This is a genomic window from Kitasatospora sp. NPDC057738, assembly GCF_042798815.1.
Classification (GTDB): domain Bacteria; phylum Actinomycetota; class Actinomycetes; order Streptomycetales; family Streptomycetaceae; genus Kitasatospora; species Kitasatospora lactacystinica.
Window position 1 is genome coordinate 1 of record NZ_JBHVJT010000102.1, and the last position, 11,247, is coordinate 11,247.

An 11,247-nucleotide genomic window follows, 5' to 3' on the forward strand; every position below is an offset into this window, starting at 1 on the left:
GCCCGTCGCCCCGCCCGTCGCGCCCGTCGCGCCGGAGCACGGTGACCCCGCCGTCCCCGCCGTCCCCGCCGAGCCGTTCGCGGCCGAGCCCGCTCCCGCCCCGCGCGCCCCGCGCCGCCCCCGCCCCGTGCTGCTGGGCGCCTGCGCCCTGGTGCTGTGCACCCTGGCCGGCGGCGGCATCGGCTACGCCGTGCAGGCCCAGCGCCCGCCCACGCCGCTGCCGCCGCTCCAGGTCGCCCACCCGTCCTACCCGGCCGGCACGGTCGACCCGGCCGCCCTCGCCGCCGAACAGCCCAAGCCGCTGGCCATCGACGGCGACCTGACCAAGCTGCTGATCACCGCCCCCGAGGGCAGCGCCCCCTGGGCGGACTTCGCGGACAAGCCGAGCTGGGTGTCGATCGGCGAACTCGCCGAGGAGAACGGCGACGAGGTCGCCACCTTCAAGGACCTCGCCTCCAACGGCTTCCGCCGCGCGGCCGAGGTGGCCTGGAAGAAGGACGACGTCCGCTACCGCATCACGCTGACCCAGTACACCGCGGACCACGCGGACCAGGTGCGCTCCGTCACCTGGCCGGCGTTCGCCGACGGCGCTCCCGGCGGCTACAAGGTGGACGCCGCGCCGCACCACTGGGCCGACAGCAACGAGCAGTACTACTTCGGCGAGGCCGTCGCCAAGCGCGGCCCGCTGGAGATGAAGGTCGAGGTCTTCGGCCCCCAGCCGGTGAACCCCGACACCCTCAAGGACCTCGCCAAGCGGCAGTGGGAGCGGCTGGTATGAACGACGACACCGTGACCGCCGCCGCCCCGGGCGCGCCCGAGCCGGCGCCCGGCGCCCCGTCCGCGCTGACCGGCCCGCCCATCGGGTCCGTGCCGCCCGGCGGGTCCGTTCCGCCGCTCGGATCCGTCGATCCCGCCGCACCCGCCGCACCCGCCGCGCCCGTCGATCCCGCCGCGCCCGGCGTTCCGGCCGGTCCGAGTCCCGCCTCCCGCCGCCTGCTGCGCGCGGGCGCCGCGACCGCCGCGGCCGCGCTGGTCGGCGTGGTCATCGGCGTCGGCATCATCAAGACCCGGTACGACGACCCCGCGCCGGTCACCGTCGCCGCCCCGTCCACCGGTCCCACGCCCACCGCGACCGCCACGCCGTACGGCGCCAAGTCCAACGGCAGCCACTTCGGCTCGCTGCGCGACCTGCTGCTGCCCGTCCCGGCCGGCTACCAGCCCGGCCCGGACGACGGCGGCTACGGCAACGACACCGAGCTGGGCGGCGAGCAGCTGGCCGCCGAGCTGGACGCCGACCTCCAGCAGCTCCCCAAGGAGAAGCGCGACAAGATGCGCTCCTACTGGGAGAGCATGCACGTCAAGGCCACCGGCGTGCGCACCTACCGCGCCGACGGGGACGACCTGGTGATCGGCCTGAAGCTGCGCCAGTTCAACCAGCAGGAAGTGCAGCGGATCAACGAGTACACCGCGGTCTTCACCGGCGACACCGGCCTGTTCCGGATCGGCCCGGCGATCCCCGGCCACCCCGAGGCGCACTGCTACCTGATGCCGGCGCCGCCGTCCGCGCCGATCGACTACCTGGAGTGCTCGGCCGCCGAGGGCGACCTCCTGGTGATCATGAGCGCCGAGGGCGTGGCACCGCTGCCCAAGGACAGGATCGTCGCCCTCTTCACCGCCCAGCTCGACCGCCTCGCCCGCCCGGGAGCGTCCGTATGACCGACCACGCCACCCCGCCGCCCGCGCCCGAGAGCGCGCCCGCGCCCGGGAACGTCCCGGCGCCCGCGCCCGCGCCCGAGAGCGTGCCCGCGAACGCACCGCAGAACGCGCCCGCGAGCGCGCCCGATCCGCTCCTGGCGGCGCTCGCCGCGCCCGTCGCCGTCCCCGAGGACCCGGCCGTCCTCGCGGAGCGGGAGGCCCGCCGGGCCCTGCGCCGCAAGGCCGCGGTGCGCTGGGGCGGCGCCGCCCTGGTGTTCGTCCTCGCCGGCACCGGCACCGCCCTGGCCGTCACCGCGCCCGAGCGCACCGACCTGCCGGGCCTGGCCACCGCGAGCGACGGCCGCTACACCTTCGCGCCGCTGACCCTGCCGCCGCTGCCCGCCGGCAAGGGGGCCCCGGACGACAAGGGCAAGTCCCTGCATCACGCGGACCTGCGCCACCTGCTGCTGCCCGCGCCCAAGGAGGCCGGCGGTTCGCTGACCCCGCCCGTCTTCCCGGCCCCCGGTGCCGGTGCCGTCCCCTCGGGGTCGCCCACCGCCTCGGGGTCGCCGACCGCCTCCCCGGCGCCCTCGGCCTCCGCCGGCGCGCCCGCGCCCGGCTCCGGGTTCGGCCAGTGGGTGCCCTGCGACGCGCTCGCCGAGGACCAGCAGGACCCGGTCAAGGTGCGCGTCCTGCTGCTGGAGGACGCCTGCCGCGCGGCCACCGTCCGGGAGTGGACGGCCTCCGACGGCACCCGCACCCAGATCCGGCTGCTGCGCTTCGGCTCCGTGCGGGAGTCCTGGGAGGCCTTCGCCGACCTGCGCTCCAAGGGCCGCCCCAAGGCCGCCGCCGACACCAGGAGCACCCCCCACGACGACTGGGACACCCTCGACGGCATGAGCCTGACCACGGTGGAGTCCACCGCGGCCGGCTCCAAGGGCGCCCCCACCGCCCGCGTCGCCTACCTCTCCGCCGCCGACGTCCTCGCCGTCGTCACCATGACCAACCCCGCCGGCGTGCCCACCGCGCCGTTCCGGCAGGTCGTCACCCTCCAGGCGGATCTGCTGTCCTGACTCCGCCTCAGCGGCCGGGCCGGTTCCCCCCGGGGAGCCGGCCCGGCCGTCCTCCCCGCGCGCCTTCTGGGACAGGATCGGGATATTTCCCGCACCGGCCCGTGAACGACCCCCGCGTACGGTGATCACGCATCGGAGAACGCACCGCCGAAAATCGACAGCAGGAGAACCCATGCGCACGCGCCGCCTCGTCCTCACCGCCGCCGCCGTCGCGGCGATCGCCGCCACCGCCACGGCCTGCGGACCGGACAACAGCGACACGAGCGCCGCTCCCGCCGCCACCGGCCCCGCGGCCACCGGCCCCGCCGCCACCGGCTCCGCGGCACCCGCCGCCGCGCCCACCACGGCCGCCCCGGCCGGGGCCGCGCCGACGAAGACCGCCCCGCCCAAGTCCTCCCCGGCCCCCTCCGCCCCCGCCGCCGACAAGAGCGGGTACGGCCAGGCCTGCGGCGCCAACGACCTGGACTTCACCGCGAAGACCGAGAGCCAGGCCGGCGGCTACATCCTGATCAGCGCCAAGGCCAAGCAGGGCATCACCTGCACGCTCCCCGGCACCCACCCCGTCATCGCGTTCGGCTCCGGCGGCATCGAGGCCGGGCCCTTCGAGCACGGCACCGGGGAGTCGATCACCCTGAGCGGCGCCAAGACCGCCTACGCGGGCATCATGGCCAAGACCACCAAGGGCAACCAGGCCGTCCAGTACACCGACGTCATCATCGGCATCGGCACCCCCGACCCGAACCCGGTGAGCGTCCCCGTCGGCACCACCCCGGTCGACAAGCCGGTCGTCACCAACTGGCACACCCTGCCCAAGGACGCCGTCCCCGCGAGCTGACGCGACGTCACATGCGCGATGGTGAAAGCCGGATGACGGCGGAATGCCGACGGCCGTCGGTGTGCCGACGGTGCGGCCCGGCACCTTGGAAGAGGACCTGCCCCACCTCTTCCGAGGAGCGCACATGACGATCACCATCCGGTCGGGAAGCACCGTGATGTTCACCGGCGACTCGATCACCGACGGCCGGCGCCGGGAGAGCGAGGACGGCCTCGGAACCGGCTACCCGCTGCTCGTTGCCGGCGAGTGGGGCCACCGCCACCCGGACCGGCCGGTGACCTGGCTGAACACCGCGAACGCCGGCGACAAGGCGATGGACCTGGAGGCCCGCTGGCGCACGGACGTGCTCGACGCGCGCCCGGACGTGCTGTCGATCCTCGTCGGGGTCAACGACACGGGCTGGCACACCCTCGACCCGAAGGGGTACCCGATCCCCGCGGAGCGCTTCGAGGCGACCTACGACCGCCTGCTCGCGCCCCTCGCCGAAGCGGGCACCCGACTGCTCCTCATCGAGCCGTTCCTCGTGCCGATCCGCGGCGTCGTCGAGGCCGGCGACGCGGTGCTCATCGGCGAGAAGGAACGCGAGCAGTGGCGCGCCGACCTGGACCCGAAGATCCAGGCCGTGCGCAGGCTCGCCCGCCGGTACGGCGCCCAACTGCTCGCCGCCGACGGCAGGTTCGCCGAACTCGGCGCGACGGCCCGACCGGAGCACTGGTCCGCGGACGGCGTCCACCCGACCCCGGCCGGTCACGCCGCGCTCGCGGCCGCCTGGCTGCGCCTGGTCGCCTGACCGGGCCGGGGGGCACCGTCCCGGCCCGGCCGCCGGGGCCCCTGCCGTCACCCCCGCAGCCTCGCCGCCACCGGGCGGTGGTCGCTGGGGGTGGCGGGGAGGGTCCAGGTGTCGGTGGCGGCAAGGCCGCGGGTGAGCACGTGGTCGATGCGGACCAGGGGGAACGCGGCCGGCCAGCTGAAACCGAATCCGCCGCGGGCCGGGGTGAGACGGCGGGCCAGCGGGGCCAGGGCGCGGTCGTCGGCGGCGGTGTTGAGGTCGCCCAGCAGCACGACCCGGCGCAGCGGTTCGGCGTCCAGGGCCCCGGCGAGGGCGGCGATGTCGCGGTCGCGGTGGGCGGTGGCGAAGCCGGAGAAGGTCGTGCGCACCGAGGCGAGGTGGGCGACGTACACCGCCAACGGCCCGCCAGGGGCGCTGACTTCGGCCCGCAGGGAGCGGTTCCAGCCGGGGTCGATGATCAGCCGCCGGGACTCCGTCACCGGGTAGCGGCTCCACAGGGCGACGGTGCCGGTGCGGGCGTGGTGGGGCAGCGCCCGGTCCAGCACGCTCCGGTAGGCGGGCAGGGCCGCGTCGGTGACCTCCTCCAGCGCGACGAGGTCCGGGTCGGCGGCGAGCAGCGCGCGGGCGGTGCCGGCCGGGTCCCGGTTGGCGGCGTTCACGTTGTGGGTGACCACCGTCAGGCCCGGCCCGCCGGCCCCGCCCGCCGGGGCCCCGCCGGACAGCAGCAGCGGCCCGAACACCACCGCCCACACCGCCACCAGCACCCCGCCCGCGCAGGCCGCCGCCGGTGCCCGGCGCAGCGCCGCGCACAGCAGCGCCGCCACCGCCACCAGGCCGCTCCACGGCAGGGCGCTCTCCCACAGGCTGCCCAGGCCCACGCCGAGCTCCGGCACCAGCCGGTGGCCGCCCAGGGCGAGCGCGGTGAGCAGCCCGAGCGCGGCGGGCACGCGCCCGCGCCGCCACCGGGGCACGGCCCGCCACGCGGGTGCGGCTCCCCGCCCCGATGCGCCCGGCCCCCTCGACGCGAGGAGCCGCTTCAGTGCGGCAGGCCACCTCGGCCCGGCCGGCCACGTCGGCGCGGCCCGTCGCCGCCGCCGGGGCGGCGGTCCGGGCTCCGCGGGCGTTTCGGACGGCACGGGCGGCACGGAGGACGGCACGGAGGACGTCACGGCGCGCCCCCTCACCCTGCGGCGTCCGGCAGCGGAGCCGGGCAGGTCCCGCCCGGCCGGGTGAGCAGTTCGAAGTGCCAGATCTCGTTGGCGTACACCTGGCACAGCCCGTACCGGGCGCCGTTCTGGATCAGCCAGTAGTCGGCGCTGGTCGGCCCGACGTCCACCGCCTTGCCGGAGACGTGCGCGGACTTCTCCGGCGTGTTGACGAACTTGCGGGCCTGCTCCAGGCTCCCGTACTTGACCACCCCCCGGTCCAGCAGCCGCTGCTGGTAGGCCTTGCTGCGCCAGCCGGAGGTGACGGTCATCTCGATGCCCTGGGCCCGGGCGTCGCCGGCCGCCCGCTGCAGGGCCTCGCGCAGCGGCCCGTCCAGGTTGCCCACGGCGGGGGAGCCGGTGTCGGAGGGGCTCAGCGTCCTGCCGTCCGGGATCTCCCCGTCCGCCTCGGCCTCCGTCGTGACGGGCGAGGCGGTGACGGGCGAGGCGGTGACGGTGGCCGCCAGGGTGCGCAGCACCGCCCCGGCGCCCGGCGGGTCGGCGGCGGCGCACGCCCCGGCCAGGGTCAGCACCGCCGTCGCGGCGGCGCCCGCGGCCAGCCGCCGCCGTCCGCCGCGCGCCGCCGTGCCCGTGGCCGTGCCGGCACCCGTCCCCGTCCCCGTCTCCGTCGGGGTGTCCGTCGTGTCCATTCCTGCCTCCCGGTGTTGCTCGTCCGTTGCCGGACCATTGGAGGAGAGACGGTGTTGCGAGGACGTCTGCGCAGGCCGATACGTTTTCGATAGGTCCCATCGGGTCCAATGGGTACGAACAGCGGAGAGCAGGGAGAACGGCACGTGCGGGTCCTGGTGGTGGAGGACGAGATCTACCTCGCGGAGGCGGTCCAGGCGGGCCTGCGGCTGGAGGCGATCGCCTGCGACATCGTCACCGACGGCGACGCGGCGCTGGAGCGCCTGGCCGTCCACAGCTACGACGTCGTCGTCCTCGACCGCGACATCCCCGGCACCCACGGCGACGACGTCTGCCGCAGCATCGTCCGCAGCGGCCTCGGCTGCCGGGTGCTGATGCTCACCGCCGCCGCCCGCCTGAACGAGAAGGTCGCCGGCTTCGAACTCGGCGCCGACGACTACCTCACCAAGCCCTTCGACCTCGCCGAACTCGTCGTACGGCTGCGCTCGCTGGCCCGCCGCCCCGCCCAGGCCGCCCCGCCCGTCCTGGAGTACGCCGGGCTGCGCCTGGACCCCTTCCGCCGGGAGGTCTACCGGGACGGCCGCTACGTGGGCCTGTCCCGCAAGCAGTTCGCCGTCCTGGAGGTCCTGATGGCGGCGCGCGGCGGCGTCATCAGCGCCGAGGACCTGCTGGAACGCGCCTGGGACGAGAACGCCGACCCCTTCACCAACGCCGTCCGCATCACCATCTCCGGCCTGCGCAAACGCCTCGGCGACCCGTGGGTGATCCAGACCGTGCCGGGCGTGGGCTACCGCCTCACCGACCCCTCCACCGACCCCGGCCAGGAAGGCACCCCGCGGTGAACCCCGACCCCGGCTCCGACCCCTCCGACCCCTCCGACCCCGGCTCCGACCCCGGCCGCCGTACGGGCGGACGCCGCACCGGAAACCGCCCGCGCCGCCTGACCGCCCGGATGCGCCTGACCCTCAGCTACACCCTCTTCGCCGTCACCGCCGGCCTCCTCTCCCTCGCCGTGGTCTACGTCGGCATGCGCTACGTCCCCAACTACCCCCTCACCTCCTCCAACCCGCACTACCGCTCCGACGCCCCCTCCCGCCAGGAGATCCTGGACTCGCTGCTCAGGGCCAGCGGCTACGCCCTGGCCCTGCTGACCGCCGTCGGCCTGATCGGCGGCTGGCTGATCGCCGGCCGGGTGCTGCGCCCGCTGCAGGACATCACCCGCGCCGCCCACCGCGCCGCGAGCGGGGCCCTGGAACACCGCATCGCCCTCACCGGGCCGCGCGACGAGTTCACCGACCTCTCCGACGCCTTCGACGAGATGCTGGCGCGCCTCCAGCGCTCCTTCGAGGCCCAGCAGCGCTTCGCCGCCAACGCCTCCCACGAACTGCGCACCCCGCTGGCGATCACCCGCACCATGCTCCAGGTCGCCGCCGCCGACCCGGCCGGCCAGGACTGGGGCCGCCTCGTCACCCGCCTCCAGGACACCAACCAGCGCGGCATCGAGATCAGCGAGGCCCTGCTCCAGCTCGCCGACCTCGGCCACGCCCCGCCCGACCTCGCCCCCACCGACCTCGCCGCCGCCACCGGCGAGGCGCTGGCCGCCGTCCGCGACGAGGCCGAGGCCTTCGGCGTCACCCTCACCGCCGACCTGCGCCCCGCCCCGACCACCGGCAACCCCGTCCTGCTGCGCCAGGCGGCCGTCAACCTGCTGCACAACGCGCTGCGGCACAACCTGCCGCCCGGCGCCGGCGGGCGGGTCACCGTCGCCACCGGGGCCGACCCCGAACGGCCCGGCCGGGTGCACCTGACCGTCACCAACACCGGCCCGCGGCTGACGGAGGAGGCCGTGGCCACCTTCACCGAACCGTTCCTGCGCGGACGCGGGCGCACCGCCGGGACCGACCCGGCCCGCCGCGGCCACGGCCTGGGCCTGGCGATCGTCGCCGCCGTCACCGAGGCCCACCACGGCGAACTCCACCTCGCCCCCGACCCGGCCGGCGGCCTGCGGGCGACCCTCGCCCTGCCCGGCCCGGCCGCCGACCGGGAACGGCCCGACCCGCGCGCAGCCGGATGACCGGAAAAAATCCCTCCGCCCGTCCGTCACATCCCCGGGCCGGGATCCGTCGGTGAGATGACAGCGACCGACAGCCGGAAGGACCCCACCGTGCTCACCGACCTCATGTACGTGACGCTCTACGTCACCGACCAGGACCGCGCCCTGACGTTCTACACGGAGCAACTCGGCCTGGAGAAGCGCATCGACTTCCCCAACCCCGGCGGACGCTTCCTCACCGTCGGCGTCCCCGGCACCCCGGTCGAACTCCTCCTGTGGGCGCACCCCGCCGCCGCGGGCCGGCCGGACGGGCCGGACGGGACGCCCGGCCCGGTCATCCTCGAATCGGACGACCTGCGGGCCGACTTCCGGGTGTTCCGCGACCGCGGGGTGGTCTTCGACCTGCCGGAGCCCGAGGACTACGGATTCGGGGTCCGCATCGAGACGGCGGACCCGGACGGCAACCGCATCTCGCTGCGCCAGCGCCGCCGTCCGGACCGGGCCGACGGCTGACCCTCCGCGGCCGGCGGAGCGCTCGGCGAGGAGGTGGACGTTGGCCTCGGCACCGGCCGTGATCCGGGACGGCAACCATGCGTGCGGTCCGACCGTACGAAAGGGCGGTTCCTGCCCCTCGGCGGGTGGTTCAGGGATACGGCCGGTGGTCGTCGCGGTGGGCGGTGCCGCCGCCTTCCGGGCGCCAGGAGCGGCTGTGCCGGGACAGGGTCCAGGTCTGCGGTGCGTGCCGGGCGGCGGTGATCCAGGCCGCGAGTTCGGGGAGCGCGCTCTGCCGCAGGACGTGTCGGGCCGCGGCCCGTTCGACGGCCGGGAGCGGGGCGACCCGGATCCGTACCGTGGACCACCACCGGGGGTGGATGCCGCCGCCGTAGTTGGCGGGCAGGCGCGGCACCCACTCGACGTGCAGCGCGGTTCCGTCCTCCCACGGGCGGTCGCCGAAGTCCAGGTCGGCGGCATCCGTCTCCTGCGCGCCGAGGACGGCGCGGATGTCGGTCGGGGTGAGCGGCCACGACAGATCGCGCGGCAGTCGGCGGTTGCGGGCTGGCATGCGCCCGAGGATGGCAGACGCCCCGACGGAAGCGCATGCGCGTTTCGCCCCGGGGCCTTTCGGGCGGGCCGGGCTCAGGCGGGGCCGGGGAAGGTCTGCCAAGCTGCTCCGGTGTTCGAATTTCGTCTCTGGCTCGCCGCACTCCCGGGACCCGTACCGGAGGCCGAAGCCCGCAGCTACTGGAACCTGAAGGACCTCCCCACCCCGAACCTCGACGGGGCGCTGAGGCGCGCGCACTACGTCTACGTCGGCGCCTGGCACGAGGGCCACCTGTCGGACGAGCCGCAGTCCGGCCGCTGCCCCGCGGTCAGGATCTCCGACTGGCTGTTCTACCGCGGGACCATCGACCGCTACCAGGCGCCGCTCCTCGACGCCCGGTTGAGGGACGAACTCATCAGGATCCACCGGCCCCGCCCGGGTGACCTGCCGGCGGAGTCCGCCGATGCGGAGACGATCGCCGCGTTCCTCACGGCGAACCTCGGCCGGCACCTGCTGCCCGAGGAAGCGCCACCGGCCACGGCCTGACACGCCGACGGGCCCGACTGCCGCTCAGCCGACCGACCGGTCCTCCTGTCCGTCCGTCACGACCGGCAGGAGGCCGCGCTCGCCGAACACCTTCTTGGCGACGAAGGTCGCGTTCAGCGCCTTCGGGAACCCGCAGTAGACGGCGGAGTGCAGCAGGGCCTCGACGATCTCCTGCGGCGTGAGCCCGACGTTCAGCGAGGCGTTGACGTGGACCTCCAGCTGCGGCTCGCACCCGCCGAGCGCGGTGAGCATGCCCAGGGTGACCAACTGCCGCTCGCGCGGCGCCAGCCCGGGACGGCTGTAGATCTCCCCGAACCCCCACGCGACCACCTGGTGCCCGAGCTCGGGGCTCACCTCGCCCAGCGACTCCACCACCCGCCGCCCGGCCTCGCCGTCGATCCGGTCGAGCACCTCGGCCCCGTGCGCGAAACGCTCCCGGCGGACCTCTGCCTCACTCGCGGACATGCTCATCTGCGCTGCTCCTCTCCCGTTTCCCGGCCGCCGACCACCGACGGCGGCGACCACGGAAGGAACCGTAGAACTTGGAGCGCACTCCAACTCAAGTCCGCCACGCAACTCCACCTCCACAGGAAGATTTGCGGCCCGGACCCCCTGAAATGGCATCACCTCGCCCTACCTGGGCCGAAAGATTTCCTGCGGACACGCGGTCCGGCGGGACGGCGCCGTGTACCGGGGTAGCGTTGCCCGTCCGTTCCCGGCGGCCGCGGCCCCGGGCTTCGCGAGATGGAGCAGCCGTGTCCTCGAACGTCTTCCGCAGCGGCATCGGACAGCTGCTCCCCGATCAGGGGCCCGACGGGCTGAGGGTCTGGAGCGTGGCCCGGGCGCCGAGGAGCGCGCTGTACGGTGCCCCCGTCGAGGCCACCGTCCTGCTCGAAGGCACCGACGACCTCGACCGGGCCGACCTTCCCCTGGTCGGCGAGGTGCTCGGCAGGGTCGACCACTACATCGGGACGGGGATCCGCTTCGTGCGCGAGCAGGTGGAGGCCGACCCGGCCTTCTTCGGCCTCACCGAAGCGCAGGCGCGGCCCTACCGCGGCCTGTCCGTCGCGGACTTCCCACTGGACTGCCCGCAGCTCAACTTCTACCTCGACGAGTGGCACCTGCGTTTCGCCGAGGGACGCCTGCCGATCTGCGACCCCTACGGCCTCGCGGTCGTGTTCGACGGCCAACGGCCGGTGAGGGTGGAGGACTTGAGCGACGCCACGGCCGTGGACGACGAGGGCACCGAGGATGCCGACGACTCGCGGCGACAGGGAGCATGAGTCGCCTCCGGGTGCCCGCGTGGGGGGGGGGGGGGGAAGAGGGGGGTCCCCACCCCCCCCGCCCACCTGGGGGGCGG

14 protein-coding genes are annotated in these 11,247 nt (G+C 75.3%); 10 read left to right on the forward strand and 4 right to left on the reverse strand.

Annotated elements, in window-relative coordinates:
* From ACFVGO_RS36070 to ACFVGO_RS36090, 5 genes are all read left to right on the forward strand, one after another.
* On the forward strand, positions 1 to 778 hold a 778-nt coding region (locus ACFVGO_RS36070), incomplete at its 5' end, for a hypothetical protein (RefSeq protein WP_380636348.1).
* Positions 775 to 1,716 (forward strand): hypothetical protein, encoded by a 942-nt coding sequence (locus ACFVGO_RS36075; protein ID WP_380636349.1) that lies wholly within the window; start codon positions 775 to 777, stop codon positions 1,714 to 1,716. The genes ACFVGO_RS36070 and ACFVGO_RS36075, both read left to right, overlap by 4 nt.
* Entirely contained in the window at positions 1,713 to 2,768 is a 1,056-nt protein-coding gene (locus tag ACFVGO_RS36080; protein ID WP_380636350.1) for a hypothetical protein, read from the forward strand. Before ACFVGO_RS36075 ends, ACFVGO_RS36080 begins: the two co-directional genes overlap by 4 nt.
* A 172-nt stretch (positions 2,769 to 2,940) precedes the next feature.
* Complete coding sequence (locus tag ACFVGO_RS36085; RefSeq protein WP_380356417.1) at positions 2,941 to 3,603, forward strand: hypothetical protein; 663 nt, start codon at positions 2,941 to 2,943, stop codon at positions 3,601 to 3,603.
* A 124-nt stretch (positions 3,604 to 3,727) separates the two neighbouring features.
* Positions 3,728 to 4,393: a GDSL-type esterase/lipase family protein gene (locus ACFVGO_RS36090; RefSeq protein ID WP_380636352.1), complete on the forward strand. Its 666-nt coding sequence runs from the start codon at positions 3,728 to 3,730 to the stop codon at positions 4,391 to 4,393.
* A 47-nt stretch (positions 4,394 to 4,440) separates the two neighbouring features.
* Here the strand turns inward: ACFVGO_RS36090 and ACFVGO_RS36095 are convergent, their stop codons facing one another.
* Complete coding sequence (locus ACFVGO_RS36095) at positions 4,441 to 5,340, reverse strand: endonuclease/exonuclease/phosphatase family protein (RefSeq protein WP_359910631.1); 900 nt, start codon at positions 5,338 to 5,340, stop codon at positions 4,441 to 4,443.
* Positions 5,341 to 5,573: 233 nt separating this feature from the next.
* Positions 5,574 to 6,248 carry a M15 family metallopeptidase gene (locus ACFVGO_RS36100; RefSeq protein ID WP_359910634.1) on the reverse strand — a complete coding sequence of 225 codons (675 nt, stop codon included), beginning with the start codon at positions 6,246 to 6,248 and terminating at the stop codon, positions 5,574 to 5,576.
* A 144-nt stretch (positions 6,249 to 6,392) separates the two neighbouring features.
* Between ACFVGO_RS36100 and ACFVGO_RS36105 the strand changes: the two genes are divergently transcribed.
* Genes ACFVGO_RS36105 through ACFVGO_RS36115 form a run of 3 tightly spaced genes read left to right on the forward strand, consistent with a single transcriptional unit; the run spans position 6,393 to position 8,812 of the window.
* Positions 6,393 to 7,088 (forward strand): response regulator transcription factor, encoded by a 696-nt coding sequence (locus tag ACFVGO_RS36105; RefSeq protein ID WP_359910714.1) that lies wholly within the window; start codon positions 6,393 to 6,395, stop codon positions 7,086 to 7,088.
* The gene (locus ACFVGO_RS36110) at positions 7,085 to 8,320 is read left to right on the forward strand and encodes a sensor histidine kinase (protein WP_380636354.1); all 1,236 of its coding nucleotides are present in this window, start codon (positions 7,085 to 7,087) and stop codon (positions 8,318 to 8,320) included. Before ACFVGO_RS36105 ends, ACFVGO_RS36110 begins: the two co-directional genes overlap by 4 nt.
* Before the next feature lie 57 nt (positions 8,321 to 8,377).
* On the forward strand, positions 8,378 to 8,812 hold the full coding sequence (locus ACFVGO_RS36115; protein ID WP_359910640.1) for a VOC family protein: 435 nt from the start codon (positions 8,378 to 8,380) through the stop codon (positions 8,810 to 8,812).
* 130 nt (positions 8,813 to 8,942) lie between these two features.
* Here ACFVGO_RS36115 and ACFVGO_RS36120 read toward each other — a convergent pair whose 3' ends face one another.
* Positions 8,943 to 9,362 (reverse strand): hypothetical protein, encoded by a 420-nt coding sequence (locus ACFVGO_RS36120; protein ID WP_359910643.1) that lies wholly within the window; start codon positions 9,360 to 9,362, stop codon positions 8,943 to 8,945.
* Between the two features lie 111 nt (positions 9,363 to 9,473).
* Here ACFVGO_RS36120 and ACFVGO_RS36125 point away from each other — a divergent pair, with 111 nt between their 5' ends.
* Entirely contained in the window at positions 9,474 to 9,887 is a 414-nt protein-coding gene (locus ACFVGO_RS36125) for a hypothetical protein (RefSeq protein WP_380636357.1), read from the forward strand.
* Between the two features lie 24 nt (positions 9,888 to 9,911).
* Here the strand turns inward: ACFVGO_RS36125 and ACFVGO_RS36130 are convergent, their stop codons facing one another.
* Positions 9,912 to 10,352 carry a carboxymuconolactone decarboxylase family protein gene (locus ACFVGO_RS36130; protein ID WP_380636383.1) on the reverse strand — a complete coding sequence of 147 codons (441 nt, stop codon included), beginning with the start codon at positions 10,350 to 10,352 and terminating at the stop codon, positions 9,912 to 9,914.
* A gap of 290 nt (positions 10,353 to 10,642) precedes the next feature.
* Between ACFVGO_RS36130 and ACFVGO_RS36135 the strand changes: the two genes are divergently transcribed.
* Positions 10,643 to 11,170 (forward strand): hypothetical protein, encoded by a 528-nt coding sequence (locus tag ACFVGO_RS36135; RefSeq protein WP_380636359.1) that lies wholly within the window; start codon positions 10,643 to 10,645, stop codon positions 11,168 to 11,170.
* Positions 11,171 to 11,247 lie beyond the last annotated feature (77 nt).

What these genes read in the sequence shown, in the direction of transcription:
- ACFVGO_RS36075 (WP_380636349.1), top strand. Translation starts at nt 775, where the DNA reads ATGAACGACGACACCGTGACCGCCGCCGCCCCGGGCGCGCCCGAGCCG.
- ACFVGO_RS36080 (WP_380636350.1), top strand. Translation starts at nt 1,713, where the DNA reads ATGACCGACCACGCCACCCCGCCGCCCGCGCCCGAGAGCGCGCCCGCG.
- ACFVGO_RS36085 (WP_380356417.1), top strand. Translation starts at nt 2,941, where the DNA reads ATGCGCACGCGCCGCCTCGTCCTCACCGCCGCCGCCGTCGCGGCGATC.
- ACFVGO_RS36090 (WP_380636352.1), top strand. Translation starts at nt 3,728, where the DNA reads ATGACGATCACCATCCGGTCGGGAAGCACCGTGATGTTCACCGGCGAC.
- ACFVGO_RS36100 (WP_359910634.1), bottom strand. Translation starts at nt 6,248, where the DNA reads ATGGACACGACGGACACCCCGACGGAGACGGGGACGGGGACGGGTGCC.
- ACFVGO_RS36115 (WP_359910640.1), top strand. Translation starts at nt 8,378, where the DNA reads ATGACAGCGACCGACAGCCGGAAGGACCCCACCGTGCTCACCGACCTC.
- ACFVGO_RS36120 (WP_359910643.1), bottom strand. Translation starts at nt 9,362, where the DNA reads ATGCCAGCCCGCAACCGCCGACTGCCGCGCGATCTGTCGTGGCCGCTC.
- ACFVGO_RS36130 (WP_380636383.1), bottom strand. Translation starts at nt 10,352, where the DNA reads ATGTCCGCGAGTGAGGCAGAGGTCCGCCGGGAGCGTTTCGCGCACGGG.